This is a genomic window from Cupriavidus sp. C2SS-8b (assembly GCF_057073745.1).
In genome coordinates this window covers 177,247-194,861 of sequence record NZ_CP172718.1, presented here as the reverse complement: position 1 = coordinate 194,861, position 17,615 = coordinate 177,247, and the positions used below count along the sequence as shown (strand labels likewise).

Sequence of the window (17,615 nt, the reverse complement as noted above, 5' to 3'; positions counted from 1 at the left end):
GGGCCTAGATTCGCATGAGGTCGGTAATCTGGCAAACTACCCGCGTGGCCGATTCACCATCTCGCTCCACCGCTGTGACCTTGGGCAACGCTCCAAACTAATAACGAAGGAAGCCCGTGCATCGAATCCGGAAAATGTTCCTCGTCAACGTGGGGACGAACAAGCAGCGCCCTTCACGCCGAATCACCGAAATCGACCCGCGCGACGGCGCCGCCGTGGTTGGGCCCAATGGTGTTGGCAAGACCACGACTCTTCGCCTCACCCCTCTCTTTTACGGGCACCTACCGAGTCAGATCATTCAGATCGGACATGGCCAGAAATCGATGCCGCGATTCACGCTGCCCACGCCGGAAAGCGCGATCGTTTTCGAGTACCAGCGCGGCCCGTCCGAAGCACACGATTTGCGCCTGGCCGTTCTGCGTGCCCGCCGGGACAATCCTGACGCCCTCGAGTATCGGCTTTTCGAATCCGGGTTTCGGCGCGAAATTTTCGTTGACGAGAACGGGACGTTTCTGGACGACGAAGGATCCAAGACAGCGGCCACCAATATCGGCGTAGCCTTCTCGATGAAGCTCGACGCTTCCGAGTATCGATCCATCATCCTGAATCTCCAGGCCAACACGAAACAGGCGCACAAGTTGCGCCAGATCGCCCGCGAATACTCTTTCGCCCCGCGCGCCATGCCCAACCTCGACCGCCTGGTAGGCTCGGTTGTCAAGGAACATGTGAGCTTCGCCGACCTCATCCAGGTCGCCGTCGGCATGGTCAACGAGGAGACGAGCGCCAGTTCGGACGCGGAAAGGAACAAGCTCCTCCTCAAGCAGACCAAGGCCGAGATCACCGATTGGATCAAGAATCGCCGCGCTTGCGAGGACGCCAACAAGGTAACTCCGATCGTGGAAGACCTTGACTCCACGATCGACCGCTGCTATCGCGAGGAAGATGACATTCGCCTGCTCTCTGCCGAGGTGAGCGCACTGCTGGACAACAAGACGAAAGCGCTCGCCGACGTCACTGCTCGTCAGGACACCGCCGAAACACAACGGCAACGCCAGCAGGAGTCCGAGCAGAATATCCAGGCAACCCTGACCACCGAGTTCGAGCAAGCGCAGTCCAATCGTCGGACTGCCGAACAGGCCTATAACGATCAAGCCACGCTCAAGGCACGCTTCGACAAGGAAGACGTCGCCGGGTGGGCTAAGAAGCAGGAAGGCGTACAAGCGTTGAATGCCGAACGGGCTGGCATCCTGCAGCAACGCCAGGTGTATTCTGCCGAGGCCGCTGTTATCGAAGACGAGATCCGGGCTGCTCGCGAGGAGATCGAGACGACCCGCGATGCCGACCTCGAGACGCTCAACCGAGAAGCTGAAGAGAACCGCGAACGGCGCGCGGCCCAGCTGGAGAGCCTGAACGACCAGAAGAGCGCATCGCTTGAAGCCGCTCGTGGGCGTCATGGGGAGCAGACTGCCGCCAACCAGGAACAGCTGGGCGACACTCGGGTGGCGCTTGAACGCGCCAAGATCGAATCCGAGCGTGTCGAAGGACCGAAAGACGCTCGAGCGCTGGTTGACGACCTCCGGGAACAAATCGACGGCATCAAGGACTCTCTGATTGGCGCCCGTAGCGTCGTGGTGACGAGAAGGCAGGAAAGCGCGGCCGCCCGCGAACGCTTTACCCTTCTCGATCAGGAAGTCGCGTCCGTTCAAGAACAGATTGGACGCATTGAGTCCGAGATTGGCCACCTGGATCGCAGCCTCAAGCCGGAAGATGGGACGCTCCTGGCAGCCATCCGGCGTAAACCCCAAGAGAACTGGGAACACTTCGCAAAGTTCGTCGATCCCCAGCATCTGACTCGGACGGACCTGAATCCGACGTTTGGCGACGGCCCCGACCCGACAACCGCCTTCGGGTGGTCCATTGATGTCGAGAATCTGGCGATGCCGGCGTGGGCGGACGAGGAAGAGATTCGGAAGGAGATCGAAGAGGCGTGCCGGCGCCTTACCGCCGCGAATACCCTCCAGGCCGAGACCAAGACCATGCGTGAAGCCGCCTCGGCCAATGTGACGAGCGCCCGTGAGGCGTTGCATCTCGCACAAAGCCAGGTGTCGGTTTACGAGAAAAACCAGGCCACAAAGGAACTTAGCCTTGCGAAGGCCCGGGAGAGTCTTGAACAAGCGAAGAAGGCAGAACGAGAGCGGCTTGCCGACACCATCAGTCGCCTCAGCAAAGAGTTGAAGGCGCTGAAGCAAGCGCAGGAGCAATATGCCGCCTCCGCGAAGGAAGAGATTGCAGGCATAGAAAGCCGCTTCGGTACCGAGATTTGGAACGCTGGCACTGCTGCAAAAAAAGAAGCGAACGATTTCGAGTCCCGCCGGGACGCCATCAAGAAGCAAGCCGTCAACCAGGTAGCCGCGCTGACCGCCCGACGCAATGAGCGGCTGCGCGCCCAAAATCTCGATCCAGAGAAGCTCGAACAATGGGATGCTCGCCGCAGGGAAATCGATGCGACCCTGCGGACCTTGGAAAACAAGGCTGTGCTGATCGAACAGTGGCGCACCTGGCTCAACAACAACGGGCCGACAGAACTGATCCGCCTTGAGGACGTGGCGCGCGATGCTAATACGGCCCTATCGAAGGCAGACGCCGCCATCAAGGCTCATGAAGATACCGTCAAGCGAGCAATCGAAGCCTATCGAGTGCAGCAAAAGGCCTTCACCGAGTCGATCAATGACTTGGACAACCAGGTCAAGAAACTGCAGATGCTTGAGGCTGAGTTGCCACCGCCCAAGCACGCAGATGTCTCCATCGACCCCAGTATGACCGCTGCACAATTGGCGATCAACGTCAGCGCTGCACAAAGCAAGTTGGCGTCGACGACACGCCGGATCGGCGAGCTCCACAATACGATCTACAACCGCCTGACGGCCGGCGACAACAACGTCAGGGAGTTTGTCGAGCGCTGCGTGGCGGAGGTATCGAACGACCGTATCGAGAAAGCACGCGCCCTCGTACGATGCCATCGCAATATCCCGAATGAGATCGTTGCGAACCTGAACAATACGCTGCGCGTGATACTGGACACCATCGAACGCTTCCATAGCGCAATTCAGAGCTTCGAGTCGGACATCAAGCGCTTCAACAAGGAGCTCGGCAAGGGCCTTCAGTCCGTGCAACAGTTCGAGCGCATTCGTGGGCTGGAGATCGAGATGGTCACGGATTTCTCTGACCTGGGCTTTATGGAACGCCTGAAGCAGGTCAGCAAATTCGCGAACGACTCACACCTTACCCTGGGACGCGCAGGCCAGCGCCGGCAAGTTCCCGACGAGGCTGCCGAAGTCGTACTCCATGAGTTCGCCAATACCATCGCTAGCGGTGGCCGGCTTGAAGTCGACCTGTCGCAGCACATCCGTATTCGCGGCAAGGTGATGGAGAACGACGTCGAGAAGACGTTCCACCGCGAAAGCGAGCTAGAAAACGTATCGTCGAACGGCCTGACCTCGATCATCCTTATTACGCTCTTGCTCGGGATGCTGAACATGATTCGCGGCAAGGACGCGATCTACATTACATGGGTCACCGACGAGGTCGGAAAGTTTGACGGACCGAACTTCATCGCCCTGATGGATATGCTCCGCGAGAACCGGGTCGACGTGATCACGGCTTCGCCTGATCTGAACCCTCGCCACTATCGCAAGTTCGCGCAGCGATATCGTTTGGAGGACATGGGCGTGATCCGCACATTCGCCGTACCGAAGCACGACATCGCGAGTACGGGCGAAATCATGACCATCGCCGCTGGGGGCGCTCAATGATCGCCGCCGTTCTCAAAACCCTTCTGTCCGGCCGCTTCATCTGTTCGGTCGCGTACCCGACCGAGTACAACTACCTCTCGGACCCGGAGGCGCTCGCAAAGGTCGAAGACGTTCTGGGACACATGGACTTCCGCCTCGCGCGCACGAATCCGGAGGACGGCGCGTATTACACGGCGCCGAAGGACGTCACGACCCTGTCAGTTACCCGTCTGAAGGAAGATCTCCGCCGCTTCCGGGATGTCTATGGACCTGCGGTGATGCTGCTTGACCTCATCCGGCAAACAAACTCCACGGAGATCGCCCTCAGCCCGGGCGATGTCATTCGACTGGCGCGGATGGAAGAACTGATCATCGACAGTGCGTCGCTGGAGAGCCAGCTCAATGGGCTCAGCCATGTGATTAAGGGCTTCAACCCGCGCCAGTCCATCCGGGAGAATTTCCGCAAAGTCCTGGAGCAGTTGCGCGACGAGGGTTACGTCATCCTCTTCAACCCCCAGGCCGACATCTACAAGATTACCGGCAAGATCGAGCACCTCTATTCTGTCATCGAATTCATCTCGGAGAACGAAGCCATCCAGGCCGACCGAATCGAGGACGAAGTGATCGAGGAGCAGAAAACGCTGGACGGGATGAGCGATGCGTGAGTCCTCCGATCAGATTGGCAAACTCCTCCGGGCGCTGAGTCAGAATGACGACTTGATCTCAGAAGCTTTCGATGCCTCAGTGGAGTTGGGGGACCGTACTCGCAACGCCAGAATCGACACGCTCTCGAACCTGAAGGCGCTGAAGCCACAGGACGAAGGCGTCTACCGCCTGAACCCGCGACTCCGCGATTTCATCGCCGACTACCTCGTCAGCTATCGCGCGTACCAGACGCTGACCCGCCTGTCCGGTGGGATCCAGCAAGCGCGGTCGGTCTGGCGTGAGATTCGCGTTCGATACGATAACGGCGACGCCAGCGACCGGGAGTCGCTGGTTGCCCAACTGGTCGACACGGTCATCGACATCTCCTACTCCATTGAGCGAAATTTGTCTTTGCTTCATGCGCTCATCTCCACGCAGTACGGCGACGTCTCGAACTTTCAAGCGAAGCTCCGGCAGAACAAGTTCTATGTGAACGAGGTCTCCGAGTCACTGAACGAGATGGAGCAAGTGAGCACCCTGTTCGGCGAGGTGGAAACCCAAGCGCTGAACATCGGCATGCTCGACGTCCGATCGATTGTGCGCAAGCGTCTGACGAGCCGCATCCTCACATGGACCTTGCAGATCAAGGACGTGCAGGCGGCGATCAACCGCTCTCTCTTTCGTGCCAAATTGCAGTCGGAGCGGGTGCGTAAGCTCAGTCGCGTTGCGCACTACCTGCGCCAGAACAAGACCGCCTCCGGGTTCGAGGTCTCGTCGGACAGCGCACCCCCTGCGATCTTCGTGGCCGAGCCGATCCCGCTGGTGCATAACCTGGACGTCAGGACGTGCAGCGACCGCGACCGGGCCGCGCTGATGGATGCGCTCCGGCGCCTGCCTCCGCGTGCGGTTCCAGTCCCGGTTCAGGAAGCAGAGCCAGCCCTCGCGATCATCGACGAAGAAGAAGTGGCCGCTCCCGATCCCCTCGAGCCCCACGACGCGATGCTGAGCGATCTGATCACGGCGCTTCATCAGTCCTCACAATCCATCTCGTTGCGCGACTGGAAGGAACGTCACGCGGACGGCGGGGACCTGCGGGATGAGGATTGGCTACTCTATGCGTCCATCCAGTTGGAGAGCGAAGGCGTCCATCTGACCTTTGTCAACGCTTTGCCTGCCGACCAGTTGTACGCCAACCAGGTTTCCAGCGATATTCTCGCGCACGGTTTCCTATGATTCTCTCCGCCCAGGAAATCACCTTTCTCCAACGCCTGATCGCTGCGCGGCCGGCGACGCGAAAGGCCGGACCACTCTCCCTGACCATTGCGACCTACGGTGTCGGGCGGGCTTCCGGGCGATCGATCCACTACGGCCCCAGCGACTGGGAAACGGCAGCTAAGCTCCTCGAGAATCGAGGCATCCCGCTCTCGCGGCCTGACGGGGAGATGCGCCGGGCCGAGACTGTGGAATATGCTGGGGTATCCGAGAAAGCGTTTGGTAGTCGACCCCATTCCAACTCAGTGGCTCTGCGCACCGCCCATGGCGACTGCGATCTGGACGGGGCGGGGTTAAAGGCGCCAGGCGGCGGCTATATGGTGCTGACGACCGAGGACGCAATGCGCGTCCGGTGCGACCGTATCCTTCTGGTCGAAAACCTCGAGACGTTCCGGCATTTGCACCGCTATGAATGGATTACTTACGGTCGCGGGAGCACCCTCGCGATATTCCGCGGAGACCCGACTTTCAGCCTTGCTGACGCGGCGAAGGTCCTTGCGGCTCGCGGGGAGCCAGTCGATGCTTTCGTGGATTTTGACCCTGCCGGGCTGTCCATAGCCGCTTCGCTTCCTCGTCTCGCCCATCTGATCCTTCCAGACGAGCGCTGGCTTATTTCGGCCATCCGAGGGCGCAAGCGCTACGACCTATATGACGATCAAATCGGAGTGTCCGGGGCCAAGCTCGCGGCGTCGACGCATCCAGACATCGTGCGCTCGTTCGCCCTGCTCAAGGAGTTTCGTCAAGGCTACTGCCAGGAATGGATGGAGAGCGCGCCTACATCCCCGACGTTGTGATTGACGGCCCCTCAACTGGAGGAATGTCTTGTGGCTTGGGGAGTCGTGGATCAGGAAGGACTCCAAGGTGCAATGGATTGGGCCGCAATATAGTGTCCTGACCATCCCAGTTCTCCAAACTCCAGCGAATCAGCCGAGTTCATGACATCGAACGCAGCCCAATGGCTCGTAACTGGGATATGGGCTGACTTTGCGGACCAAATCATTTCACCTTCCCTCGTCGCCATATACCGCAACTTTGTGATCGCGGGATCTGTCGGCAAGACGGGAAAATTACACTTCGGTGTGCCGTCTTTGACGAGATGCCCGCAACGACCAAGCGGCCACAGAAAACGTTGTTGGAAAGTTCGCTGGACCCGCCGAGCTGTCGGCTGTTGCATCGGATGCTCCCATGGCTTGTATCCAAATGCCGGACCACTGCTTCGCGGCCCGGGGGCTGCCGCCTCTACTCAGGAAACGAGTAGTACATCCCCTGTATTTTCACGATCACGAAACTATGAAATAACGTGTTCGCCGAAACCTGCTCTGCAAGAATTATCGCTAGGGTTTATACTTAATCTCGTCTCCTCCCTTTCCTTCTAAAGGGATTGCAGCCCGCCATTGCAGCGGGCTTTCTTTTGCTTGCGCGCCACGCTTGGCCGGCCACAAGCGCGCGGTCGCTCGCCAGGATCCGCAGCAGAAGTGTGCTCATTCTGTAGATCAGTTGAATAGCAGCGCGGCATAGTTGCGGGCGCTGTGCAGCACGTGCAGCACGTCGATTCGCGCAGGCGGACCGCCCACCACGCGGTAGAAGATCTGGTAGTTGCCGTGTACGCGGTGCCGGATGCCTCGGTCCTCATAGCGGGGTACCAGCGGGAAGGCAAGCGGCATGTCTGCGAGCGACAGGCATCGGTCGCGCAACTCCTGCACGAAGGAGAGCGCGCGGCGCGGGTTGTCGCGGGCAATGTAGTCGGCGATGGCTTCGAGTTCGGCCTCTGCCAGCGGCGTCAGGTGAACGACGATCATTCGCCCTGTCCGGGCGTTCTATCTGCCGCGGCGCGATATTTCGCCTCGAGGCGGTCGAACACGGTGGCTGCGTCGGTGCCGCGGCCCGCGTCGGCCTCGGCTAGGCTCTGCGCGAGGGCCGCGTCCAGCGCCATCAGTTGCGCTTCGCGGTCCTGTATCAGACGCACGCCTTCGCGCAGTACTTCGCTTTTAGAGCCATAGCGGCCCGAGGCGACAAGTTCAGTCACGTAGCGCTCGAGTTGTTGTCCCAGGTCGGCACTGATCATTTTTACTCCTCTCCAGACGAAGCCGGCGCGACGCGCCCGGCTTTGTTGTTCAGTGTACCGGCCTTAATAATAGTTATCAATCTGAGACGTAAAGTGTATTGTAAGACTCTTAAATGTCGGTTCCTCGTGGAGCGCATACGCCGATAAAGCCTCATAGCGCGCCTCATCGCCTGGACTTATAGCCCCGAGGGTTTAGTGGGGTGCAATGGCAGTAGCCGGCCACCAACGGACACTGCGCTGAGCCTTGCCCCGGACATCCAAACGTCCGTTCCATTTCACGAAGCGGCCGTTCAGCTCCCCGCTCGCGAACGTTGCTGCGTCGTCCGTCACTACCGGTTATATATGGCGTAGGCGCCCTCATGAGACACCATGGCGCGGACAAGGACAAATCGGTATCGACCCAAGGCGGCGCTACCAGCAGGATCCTGACGTTGCTATCACGTAGCGTGAAGCGTTGCGACTACGCGTAAGAATGAACGGCTGCCTTGGTCACCCCGGTGTGTAGTCATTTGCTGGTCAACGCGGATCGGCCTCGTTGAGTCCAAGCCGCTACCGATTGCTCTCACGCGGCCATAGCGGTCGCCATCGTTGCTCGCATGCGTTGTTCCGCTTCCTTGACGAATCGCAGGCGCACCACGAGGATGCCTGCAGCGACGAGCGTCAAGCTTACAAAGGCCAAGCCAGCATAAATCGACCCCGTCGAATCCTTCAACGCGCCAAATGCGACCGGTCCGACGAAGCCACCAAGGTTCGCGATTGAGTTAATCGCCGCCAGACCAACGGCCGCCGAGGAGCCGGTCAGGAAAAGAGAAGGCATCGCCCAGAAGGGCCCATACGGTGCGTAGATTGCGGCAGTAACCACTGTCAGCAATGCCAGGGATACCCACAGGTTGCCGGCCGCTATCGCCATCAGTACGAGGGCGACGCCAGCGGTAAACAGCGGTAGCGCCACATGCCAACGCCGCTCGCCGGTCCGGTCAGAACGCCGTGCCCACCAGACCATCACCACGGTCGCGACAGCGTAGGGAAGCCCGTTCAGCAGGCCCACCGTTGTGTTGCTAAGTTCCTGGCCGAGCCCTTTTAGGATTTGCGGCGAGTAGAACGCGAGCACATACACGGCCACGGATTTGGCGTAATAGATGAATGCAAGCAGCCAGATGCGCACGCCACTGAGACTCTTCCAGAACGACATTTCCCCGTGTTGCTTCACCTTTGCCTTCGCTTCCGCCTCGAGAATGCCGGTGAGCCACGCCTTCTCATCCGAGGTCAGCCATTTGGCATCACGCGGACTGTCTAGAAGTATCCGCAGCGCCACGAAACCCAGCAGAACCGCCGGCACCCCTTCGAGGATGAACAACCAGCGCCACGAAGCAACGCCTGCCCAGTGCACGTGGTCCAGAATGACACCAGAAAGCGGTCCTGCCGCCAGAGTCGCGATGGGCAATGCGACCATAAACAGCGCCACTACGCGGGCCCGCTCCCTCTCCGGAAACCAGTAGGTCAGGTAGAGGAGCACACATGGGAAAAAGCCTGCCTCAGCGATGCCCAGCACTGTGCGCACGATGGCGAGCTGCGTGTAGCTGTGCACGAAGCCCGTGCAAGCGGAAACCGCTCCCCAGGTAAACAAGATGCGTGCAATCCACTTGCGGGCGCCGTAGCGATGCATCAGCAAATTGCTCGGTACTTCGAAGAGGAAGTATCCGACCGTGAACAACCCCGCAGCGACGCCAAACTGTGTCGAGGAGATTCCCAGGTCCCCGTTCATCTTGAGCGCGGCGAAGCCGATGTTGGACCGGTCAATGAACGCGATGATGTAGAGGAGCACAAGGAATGGAAGGATGCGCCACTGAATCTTTCGAATCGTTGTCGCGCGGTAGTCAGTCTGCGCTGCCGCTGTCATGCGGGTCTCCTATGCAGTGCATGTGCTACGAACGGCTGTTTGAAGAATCGCTCGCTGCATTAAACAAGTTATGTTCGACAGGTTCGTTCGTGGGCCAGAGCTCACCGTCGGCTGTCGAATTGGTAAAGAGTGGAGGGGTTCGCTACCAGAATGGTGCTTCTTACACCCTCGTCGGGAATCCATCTTGCGAGGAGATTCATCAATGCCGCATCATCCGGCTTAGTCGCTTCTGTCACGTGAGGCCAGTCTGTCCCCCACACCAACCGGTCGGGGTATCGCTCTACGACCGAATTAACGAATTCCCCGAGCCGGCATGAGTCCGGGTTTCCGTCGGGAACCGCCATATAGGCTCCGGAGAGCTTCAGCCAGCCGCGGCCACTCCCTAGCAATTTATGTACACCCCGCTCAACGAGTGGCGCCAGCCTCTCGTCGCTCCACACGCGGGCGAAATGGTCAACGACCACATCAACGCTCAGGGAAAGCAGCAGGTCCAAGTTTGTCAAAAACGCTTCGGGCCACAGGTGGACCTGCAAATGCCAGCCCAGCCGCCGCAGTTTCGCCGCCAAGGGACGGGCCATGACGATGTCTGTTGCGCCGCGCTGGACCAGATTCATGCGTGCCCCGACGACATTGGCGGTAGCTAACTGATCCAGCGCCGCGTCTTCCGTCTCTGGCCTAATGACGGCCACGCCGCGAGCGGTATCGCCAAAGTCCTGGAGGGCAGCGAGCAACGCCCGGTGGTCGGTCCCATAGGATGAAGGCTGAACCACTACGTTGCGCGACGTGCCCAACCGCTTCTGCAGCATTCTGTACTGCGCCGATGTCGCAGGACCATGTGTCAGCAATGCATTGGCTGCAAACGGTAGAGCCGCATCAAACACGTGCATATGGCAGTCACACGCGTCAGCCGGCATGCGAAACAAAGGCCTTCCCGTGCCGGTCGAGTGCGGGACTGTCATAGCAATGGGCATGGTGGGTATCGTCTGTCTGCGGTATCGAGTTATCGCTTGGCAGGCGCTGCAGTGTGCCAAAAGCGATATGTACGCTGCAGTTCTGTCGTCGCGTCGGCAAGCGAACTCGACGATGCGATGTCGAGGGACATGTCATTGATCTGCTTTCGGACGTCCGCATCTTGCAATGTCTTGCGAAGGGCGGCATTGAACTTCTCTGCGATAGGCGCCGGCAGGCCCTTTGGTGCAAAGAAGGCATTGAAGCTGCTCAGACTCAGGCCTTGAACGCCCTGCTCCTCGAAAGTCGGCACGTCAGGCAGCAGTGTGGAACGCTTGTCTCCGGTAATCGCAAGAATCCTCACCTTCTTTCCGCGTGCCATCGTGACTCCTTCTGGAGTGCCAGTTACGCCCGACGCAAGCTGGCCACCTATCAGTTGAGGCATCATCTGGGCCGAACCGTTAAAAGGAATAGCTTCCATGGAAGCACCCACCTTGCCGCCTACACTGGCTCCGATAAGGTCGGGCATCCCACCCATCAGCGGGACGCCAAAGTTCCGCTTGCTCGCATCCTTCTTTGCGAGCTCGATAAATTGCTTGAGTGTTGTCGCGGGACTGGTGTTGGGAACGGAAAAGGCCCACTGGAAGCGCGCAACCGTGCCGAGCGGCGTGAAATCGCGCAGCGCATCGTACCCCGCCGAAGGCGTAATCAAGGGCACGATGACTACCGAATGGTCGAGCGCCAAAAGGTAGGTGGAGCCGTCAGCCGGGGCGTTCTTCACGTAGGCCGTGCCAATTTGCCCGCTTGCGCCGGGGCGGTTTTCGACGACGACGGTCTGGCCAAGCTCCTTGGCAAGTCCCGGTGCAAGCAGCCGCGCAAGCGCGTCCGTGGCACCGCCTGCGGCGAATGGCACCACCACTCGCACAGGACCATGGGAATCCGCAGCCATAGCAACGGTGGAAACCGTAACGCTCATGGCGAACGCGGTCAGAATGCGCACGAGAATGTGCATGGGATGTCTCCAAATTCTGGGAATGCGCTTCTGCGAGCGCTCGAGCAAGAGGTAGGTAGTCGCGCACCCGAAAATCCGGGTGCCGACACATCACTGGAAGCCGAAGCGGCGCAGAGTCTCACCGAGATTCATCAGTTCGACCATGGTCTTGCCCTCCGCGAGCGCTGCACGGATGCCTTCTTCCTTGTGCTCACGCTCTTCGCTCTTGGCAATGACACCCTCCACTTCATCAGCGGCTACCACTACCAGGCCATCGCGGTCGCCGACCACGATGTCACCAGGGTTGATTTGGACACCGCCCATGTGCACCGGAACGTTAATCTTGCCGGGCTGGTTCTTGTGGGTGCCCTTGATGGACAGGCCACGACAAAACACGGGGAAGCCCATTTCGATGATGGCATTACCGTCGCGAACGGAGCCATTGATGACCAGCCCTGCGATGCCGAGGTTCATGGCGGCCAACGTCAGAATGTCACCCCACGGACCGGCTTCCAAAAACCCCTTGGCGTCGACGACGAGCACGTCGCCCGGCTTCGTCTGGGTCAGCACGTACTGAATCATCAGGTTGTCACTGGGCCGGATGTCGACGGTGACCGCTGGGCCGGCCATGCGCAGGGTCGGGTCCAGCGGCTTCATGCCGACGTCCAGTGCGCCTTTCTGGCCTTGCGCCTCATGGATGGTGGCGGTACCGAAGGCCTTGAGGCGGTCAAGTTGTTGTGCGGTGATGGACATGTAGTCTCCTTGGTGGGGTTCGTGTTGGCGATTGCGCGTCGAACGGATAGTACAAAATAAAAACAATGAGGTGCAAGGAGATCGTTGTTTTGTACGGGTAAACGTTGGGGTTTGCGAGGGATGCTCGGTCGCATCGTACAGATAAAATACATACGCCGAAAAAGTAACTTGGGTGAAACCTGTTTCCAGGCGCCCGGGGGAGTCTTTGGTAGGATTGCGGCGCGTCTCGCTTGGCGAACGCAAGGAGACAGGACTACAACGGAGGCAGAGGAACCCCTCGACAACGGCGATGAAAAAGGGCAGCGAGCAGACCTACGAAGTGTTGAAAAAGCGTATCGTCGCGGGGCACTACACGGCGGGCACGCAGTTGAAAGAAGAGCGCATTGCAGAGGACATAGGCGTCAGTCGGACGCCCGTGCGCGCGGCGCTCAAACGGCTGATTGATGACGGTCTTGCTGTCGCAGAGGCGGGCCGCGGCGTTTTCGTTGCCGGCTGGACGCGCTGGGATATCGAGGACATGTTCCGCCTCAGGATTCGCTTGGAACCGTTTGCCGCACGGCTTGCTGCGGAGCGCGCCGACCCTCGAATGGTTGCGGAACTCAAGCGGTGCAACGAGGAGATGGCCCACGCCATCGACCAAGCTGAAGTCTCGCAAGATGCCATCGCCGAGGTCCAAGCCGCCAATAGCCGATTTCACCGCATGCTGCTCGATGCCGCAGGGTCTCAACGTCTGAAGACGATGCTTGAGACGATGATAGACATGCCCATCATTACCCGCTCGTTCTTCCTCTATGAGCGGGACGACCTCCTTCGCAGCCTTCAGCATCACCGCGACATTACCTTGGCCGTGGAACTGGGGAATGGTGACCTTGCCGAGCAAGTGATGACGGTCCACCTGCTCATTTCGAACCAGCGCTTCATGAGCCGCCGGCTGGACAGCTTGCAACCCGATGCCAGGAAAGATACAAAATTAGAACATTAAAATCCTATAACATCACTTTATAGGCTAGGACCGGCGGGCAAATCTCACGTTTACCCGGAGGTTGCTCGATTCCCGTTGCTCGAACTGTATTTTATTTGTACTCTTTGGCTGTATCAGCATCCAGCCAGGAGACAGTCTTGAACATCGCAATCATTGGCCTCGGCGAAGTGGGCCGCTGCTACGCCAACGCCCTCGCCACCATCCCGGGAACAACATTCCAGTTCTGCGACACCCACCTCTCGCAAGCCGGCCGCGAACTGGCCAGCAAATTCGGCGTACCCGTTGAGTCGGCAGTTGGCCCCTGGCTCGCCGAAGCCGATTGGGTGTTCTCGTGTGTGTTTGGAGCCGTGGCGCTCGATGTGGCCGGCCAGTGCTTCGAACACATGAAACCCCATGCCAAGTACGCGGACTTGACTACGGCGAGCCCCGCGGACAAGCGAGCCGCGTCGGAGCGAGCTAAAAGCAAGGGCATTGACTACGTTGACGTCGCGGTGATGGGCGCCATTTCCCTCGCCTGGGCACGGACACCTTTGCTCTGTGCTGCGACGCAGGGCGCCGATGAACTCGCCTCGCTGATTCAGACGGCTGGAGGCAACATTCGCGTCGTTGAAGGCGGCGCTGCAGGAGACGCTATTTCGCTGAAGGTGCTTCGCAGTGTGTTCACCAAAGGAATGGAAGCGCTCGCCGTCGAGTTGCTCATGGCGGCGGAAAAACAAGGTGTTCGCGCAAAGCTGTACGCCGTACTGAAAGATATCGACGAGAGCCCGTTGGCCGACTTCATCGACATGCTCGTGCGAACGCACACCATCCACGCGAAGCGTCGCACTCACGAAGTCGCTGAGGCCCAGAAGGAACTGAAGGGATCCGGCCTAACCTCGCTTGTGCTACCTGGTGTCGAAGCTCGTTTCAAGAATACTGCCGCCGCTATCGATGCTCAGCCCGTGGGCGAGAACCCCTCTCTTGACGATGCGCTGAAGTGGCTGCTGGAGAAAGCGGCCTGAGAAAAGAATCCAACCAAAAAACAAAGCCTGGAGACACCATCATGCAAAAATTCCTCTTTGCCGTATCGGCGGCGGCCGTCCTCGCGAGCACGTGCGTAGCGCCGGTGGCGCTCGCAGCCGACTCATATCCCAACAAGCCGGTGCGCATGCTCGTCGGCTTCCCCCCCGGCGGTTCGGCTGACATCAACGCGCGCATTGTGGCTCAAGGGCTATCGACGCAATTGTCGACATCGATTGTCCCCGACAACAAGCCCGGGGCGGGCGGCAACATCGCGGCGACGGAAGCCAAACGCTCGTCGCCAGACGGCTACACGATTTTCTACAGTACCTCGGCCATCGTCCTGGCGCCGTCCCTGTACCAGAACGTGCAGTTCGACGCCTTCGCCGACTTCATTCCAATCAGTCTGACGGCAAATATCCCGCTTGTTCTCGTGGCGACTCCCAAGCTTCCAGTCACCAATGTGAAGGATTTGGTGTCGTACGCGAAGGCTCACCCTGGCAAGCTGAACTATGCGTCATCCGGCTCGGGGGCCCTGTTGCATCTTGGCGGCGCGCTATTTGCCAAGGAGATGGACATCAACGTTACGCATGTGGCGTACAAGGGAAGCGCTCCGGCCATCACCGACCTCATTTCCGGCTCGACGCAGTTCATGTTCCTTCCCCTCAACGAAGCGACGCCGCACATCAAGGCGGGTAAGCTGAAGCCCTTGGCAATTACCAGTGCCAAGCGTTCGACGTTGCTGGCCGATGTACCGACCATCAAAGAGGCAACGGGCAAGGACTCGCTCGAGATGGGTGCCTGGCAAGGTATTCTTGTTCCGAAAGGCACGCCTGATGCCATTGTCAGTCGCCTGCGTCAGGCAACCGAGCACACGCTGCAGGACAAGACCGTTCGGAATAAATTGCTCGACCAAGGTTCCGAAATCCTGGGTGGCACACCGCAGCAGTACACGCAGTACATGAAGAGCGAATCTGTTCGCTGGGCGCGCGTCATCAAGGAGTCGGGCGCAAAGGTCGAATGATAGGGCGGCCATGGCGGAAAAGGCGTCAACTGGTATGCCGGAACTCCACTCAGGTGCCCCGCAGAGGCTACTCCGCGGATAGAGTCGGCACGCTCGCACGGCAATTCGTTGCTTGCTGGCGCATTCTCTCTGCAGTGAAACCGGCTTGGAGCCTGGTACGTGTGCGCGCAAGCGCAGCGGCCGGACGCGGAAAGCGGAAGGCGTGGCGAATGTCACGCCCGATATATTTTTCTCGGCACTCTTCAGTCGCCCATCGTACGAGCCAAAGAGCGCAGTTCGCTTTTTGTAGTGGTCGACGCACGCGGCCAATGACCGGTGGACGCTGAGAACGGACGTTGCAGTTGCGACGTCCCCGATGACCGCAGCGGGTCGGTCACCGCCCTTCGCCGTCCGGCGCCGGTGAGAATGACCGGCACACCGCCCTTCACCTCCGGATCCTCAACGACGCTGATCACCTCGCCCCCCTACAAGTTCACATCGTGGCGCAATTATGAGCTGGCCATAATTATGGCCAATCCATAAATTCCATAAATGCAGCCAGCGGGACCCGCATAGCCGCGGCGCGTCTCACTAATGACTGTAGGGCGGCGCGCCATACTGCGGTCACTGTGGCCACGAGGGAATTCGGGATCAGGCCGCGGCCGGCATGCCAGGAGATTGGACAGAGGCAGCATTCTGTCTAGACTCGCATGAAATGCGCCGGCAACGTCCCCTGCGCTAGGGGCCGCGCGACACGACACGGCGAATCGGGGCCGCACCGGGCGCTATCGTGACGTGGACTTGGAGGAATTCAATCAGCAACACGCTGCGATCCGGCGCCAATTCAAGGGCCAATTCAAGGGCGAGGACGATGACCATGGCGCGTGAACTGGTTTGCTGGGGCAATGCCGGCTGGCTGAGTCAACGGCTAGCCGTGCTGACGCTGCGCGACCGACTGGATGCAAGTCCAGCGCATTGCCCATCCCCCCGCTACAGACCGGACGGGGACCGGGCGCGGCTTGACGAAGCGGCGGCGGCCTACCCTGTTGCTGGGCAATATGGCGCCGAACCGGAACGTCCGGTTTTATGGAGTGACGCCAATTCCTGTCCCATCGGGGTCCGCTCCGAGCGCGGCCGGGCACCTATGATGGAGGGAGTCGATCTCCATCGAGATCCATCGGGACGTGTCATGACCACCCCAAAATATGAGCCGGATGACGACCCACTCCGCGACGATGACCTGAAGCGACTGCGGAAGGCCGCCGCCACCAGACTTCCCCAGGGCCGGCTGTTGCGCCGCCGCGTCCTGTCGCTGGCCTTGCTGGAGCAAATCAGCGAGCACATCAGCGCCGGCGACTATGCGGCGGTCAGCCACCTGCTGGGTGCCGACCTCGGGCCGCGCGCGGAGGACAACGAGCCGGTCGGAATCGAGGATCTGCCAAGGTTTGGGGAGGACAATCTGCTCGCGCGCGCCACGCAGGCCTTTAGCGATCCCGCGCGGGCGTGTGACTGGCTGGAGACCCCACTCGATAGCCTGGGGGGGGCGGAGCCCGCTCGAGGTCGCAGAGACCGTCGAGGGCGCACGCCAGGTCGCGGCGCTCCTGGCGCAAAGGATCGCTGACCTTCTGGCCGTGCCTGGCGCCGACGAGATTGAACTCGATATCCCTCGGCATCGTGAACGTGCTCGTTCTGCGGATCTTGACTGATCCCATGACGCGGAAAATTGGGGGCGAGATGGCAACCATGAGTCATTTTGTGACCGCATGGGGCGGGCTTCGTGGGTGAACTTTGCCTCCTCTTCGACCGATGGCTCTTCCCGGCCAATTGCCGACAGTTGCAACTCGCCCTCGAATGGCCGCTTCGGGTAGGTCACCGGACATCTCTACGAGGATGGCAAAGACGACTACATGGTGTAAATTCAAAAAAATAGCGCCGCGGCAGGGCGGTCGTGGTGTCAAAGCTCGAATGAGGCCCGGCGGACTGGCCACTGCGGGCCCTGCCTGTTCGAATACCTTGGTCATGCCAATATTGCTGGACTCCTCAATCACCCTGCCGCGGTCAGAACACCGTTGGCACCATCGTCGGTGATGTTGGCCCTTCAAGCATGTAGCGGCGCAGGTCCTGTGTCGATGAGCGTGTCCGGTGTCACTCCCGCGGCGAAGCTTGGCGGGGGTAGCCGTCCTCCGCCTGCCTTGGCGACAACACAAAAGCCGACTGCTGCGTTCTAGATAGAACAAAGACGGTGCCCGGTTCTTTTGGATGGATT

Annotated in this window: 14 protein-coding genes and 1 pseudogene; 8 read left to right on the top strand and 7 right to left on the bottom strand. The window is 59.8% G+C overall.

The annotated features are described in order from the left end of the window. Positions 1–134: 134 nt before the first annotated feature. Genes ACIGJB_RS30530 through ACIGJB_RS30515 form a run of 4 tightly spaced genes read left to right on the top strand, consistent with a single transcriptional unit; the run spans position 135 to position 6,502 of the window. The gene (locus tag ACIGJB_RS30530; RefSeq protein WP_483735119.1) at positions 135–3,812 is read left to right on the top strand and encodes an ATP-binding protein; all 3,678 of its coding nucleotides are present in this window, start codon (positions 135–137) and stop codon (positions 3,810–3,812) included. Beyond that, positions 3,809–4,456 carry a condensin complex protein MksE gene (locus tag ACIGJB_RS30525; RefSeq protein WP_483735118.1) on the top strand — a complete coding sequence of 216 codons (648 nt, stop codon included), beginning with the start codon at positions 3,809–3,811 and terminating at the stop codon, positions 4,454–4,456. Before ACIGJB_RS30530 ends, ACIGJB_RS30525 begins: the two co-directional genes overlap by 4 nt. Then, positions 4,449–5,669 (top strand): hypothetical protein, encoded by a 1,221-nt coding sequence (locus ACIGJB_RS30520; protein WP_483735117.1) that lies wholly within the window; start codon positions 4,449–4,451, stop codon positions 5,667–5,669. The genes ACIGJB_RS30525 and ACIGJB_RS30520 overlap by 8 nt, the downstream gene beginning before the upstream one ends. Beyond that, positions 5,666–6,502: a DUF7281 domain-containing protein gene (locus ACIGJB_RS30515; RefSeq protein ID WP_483735116.1), complete on the top strand. Its 837-nt coding sequence runs from the start codon at positions 5,666–5,668 to the stop codon at positions 6,500–6,502. The genes ACIGJB_RS30520 and ACIGJB_RS30515 overlap by 4 nt, the downstream gene beginning before the upstream one ends. Positions 6,503–7,201: 699 nt before the next feature. On the opposite strand, the gene ACIGJB_RS30510 is transcribed toward ACIGJB_RS30515, so the two are convergent. The 7 genes and pseudogenes from ACIGJB_RS30510 to ACIGJB_RS30480 form a co-directional block, all read right to left on the bottom strand. Next, entirely contained in the window at positions 7,202–7,507 is a 306-nt protein-coding gene (locus ACIGJB_RS30510) for a type II toxin-antitoxin system RelE/ParE family toxin (RefSeq protein ID WP_223999792.1), read from the bottom strand. Continuing rightward, positions 7,504–7,773 (bottom strand): type II toxin-antitoxin system ParD family antitoxin, encoded by a 270-nt coding sequence (locus ACIGJB_RS30505; protein ID WP_483735115.1) that lies wholly within the window; start codon positions 7,771–7,773, stop codon positions 7,504–7,506. Before ACIGJB_RS30505 ends, ACIGJB_RS30510 begins: the two co-directional genes overlap by 4 nt. Positions 7,774–8,158: 385 nt before the next feature. Then, a pseudogene (locus ACIGJB_RS30500) lies at positions 8,159–8,263 on the bottom strand (short-chain dehydrogenase); the annotation flags it as partial. Between the two features lie 72 nt (positions 8,264–8,335). Then, complete coding sequence (locus ACIGJB_RS30495) at positions 8,336–9,673, bottom strand: MFS transporter (RefSeq protein WP_483713636.1); 1,338 nt, start codon at positions 9,671–9,673, stop codon at positions 8,336–8,338. A gap of 101 nt (positions 9,674–9,774) precedes the next feature. Beyond that, complete coding sequence (locus ACIGJB_RS30490) at positions 9,775–10,644, bottom strand: amidohydrolase family protein (protein WP_483735114.1); 870 nt, start codon at positions 10,642–10,644, stop codon at positions 9,775–9,777. Between the two features lie 29 nt (positions 10,645–10,673). After that, a complete protein-coding gene (locus tag ACIGJB_RS30485; RefSeq protein WP_483713634.1) occupies positions 10,674–11,633 on the bottom strand; it encodes a Bug family tripartite tricarboxylate transporter substrate binding protein in 960 nt (319 codons plus the stop codon). Between the two features lie 90 nt (positions 11,634–11,723). Continuing rightward, positions 11,724–12,365, bottom strand: coding sequence for a 4-carboxy-4-hydroxy-2-oxoadipate aldolase/oxaloacetate decarboxylase (locus ACIGJB_RS30480; RefSeq protein WP_483713633.1), 642 nt, complete (start codon positions 12,363–12,365; stop codon positions 11,724–11,726). Between the two features lie 289 nt (positions 12,366–12,654). Here ACIGJB_RS30480 and ACIGJB_RS30475 point away from each other — a divergent pair, with 289 nt between their 5' ends. The 4 genes from ACIGJB_RS30475 to ACIGJB_RS30460 all read left to right on the top strand — a co-directional run bounded on the left by ACIGJB_RS30475 (position 12,655) and on the right by ACIGJB_RS30460 (position 16,970). Further along, entirely contained in the window at positions 12,655–13,347 is a 693-nt protein-coding gene (locus ACIGJB_RS30475; RefSeq protein ID WP_483735113.1) for a GntR family transcriptional regulator, read from the top strand. Between the two features lie 137 nt (positions 13,348–13,484). After that, positions 13,485–14,348, top strand: coding sequence for an NAD(P)-dependent oxidoreductase (locus ACIGJB_RS30470; protein WP_483735112.1), 864 nt, complete (start codon positions 13,485–13,487; stop codon positions 14,346–14,348). Positions 14,349–14,389: 41 nt separating this feature from the next. Continuing rightward, positions 14,390–15,370 carry a Bug family tripartite tricarboxylate transporter substrate binding protein gene (locus ACIGJB_RS30465; RefSeq protein WP_483713630.1) on the top strand — a complete coding sequence of 327 codons (981 nt, stop codon included), beginning with the start codon at positions 14,390–14,392 and terminating at the stop codon, positions 15,368–15,370. A gap of 1,168 nt (positions 15,371–16,538) precedes the next feature. Then, complete coding sequence (locus ACIGJB_RS30460) at positions 16,539–16,970, top strand: hypothetical protein (protein ID WP_483735111.1); 432 nt, start codon at positions 16,539–16,541, stop codon at positions 16,968–16,970. Positions 16,971–17,615 lie beyond the last annotated feature (645 nt).

Excerpts from the sequence above, each read along its gene's own strand:
- ACIGJB_RS30525 (WP_483735118.1), top strand. The coding sequence starts at position 3,809 with ATGATCGCCGCCGTTCTCAAAACCCTTCTGTCCGGCCGCTTCATCTGT.
- ACIGJB_RS30495 (WP_483713636.1), bottom strand. The coding sequence starts at position 9,673 with ATGACAGCGGCAGCGCAGACTGACTACCGCGCGACAACGATTCGAAAG.
- ACIGJB_RS30520 (WP_483735117.1), top strand. The coding sequence starts at position 4,449 with ATGCGTGAGTCCTCCGATCAGATTGGCAAACTCCTCCGGGCGCTGAGT.
- ACIGJB_RS30460 (WP_483735111.1), top strand. The coding sequence starts at position 16,539 with ATGACCACCCCAAAATATGAGCCGGATGACGACCCACTCCGCGACGAT.
- ACIGJB_RS30530 (WP_483735119.1), top strand. The coding sequence starts at position 135 with ATGTTCCTCGTCAACGTGGGGACGAACAAGCAGCGCCCTTCACGCCGA.
- ACIGJB_RS30480 (WP_483713633.1), bottom strand. The coding sequence starts at position 12,365 with ATGTCCATCACCGCACAACAACTTGACCGCCTCAAGGCCTTCGGTACC.
- ACIGJB_RS30515 (WP_483735116.1), top strand. The coding sequence starts at position 5,666 with ATGATTCTCTCCGCCCAGGAAATCACCTTTCTCCAACGCCTGATCGCT.
- ACIGJB_RS30485 (WP_483713634.1), bottom strand. The coding sequence starts at position 11,633 with ATGCACATTCTCGTGCGCATTCTGACCGCGTTCGCCATGAGCGTTACG.
- ACIGJB_RS30510 (WP_223999792.1), bottom strand. The coding sequence starts at position 7,507 with ATGATCGTCGTTCACCTGACGCCGCTGGCAGAGGCCGAACTCGAAGCC.
- ACIGJB_RS30465 (WP_483713630.1), top strand. The coding sequence starts at position 14,390 with ATGCAAAAATTCCTCTTTGCCGTATCGGCGGCGGCCGTCCTCGCGAGC.
- ACIGJB_RS30505 (WP_483735115.1), bottom strand. The coding sequence starts at position 7,773 with ATGATCAGTGCCGACCTGGGACAACAACTCGAGCGCTACGTGACTGAA.
- ACIGJB_RS30475 (WP_483735113.1), top strand. The coding sequence starts at position 12,655 with ATGAAAAAGGGCAGCGAGCAGACCTACGAAGTGTTGAAAAAGCGTATC.
- ACIGJB_RS30490 (WP_483735114.1), bottom strand. The coding sequence starts at position 10,644 with ATGCCCATTGCTATGACAGTCCCGCACTCGACCGGCACGGGAAGGCCT.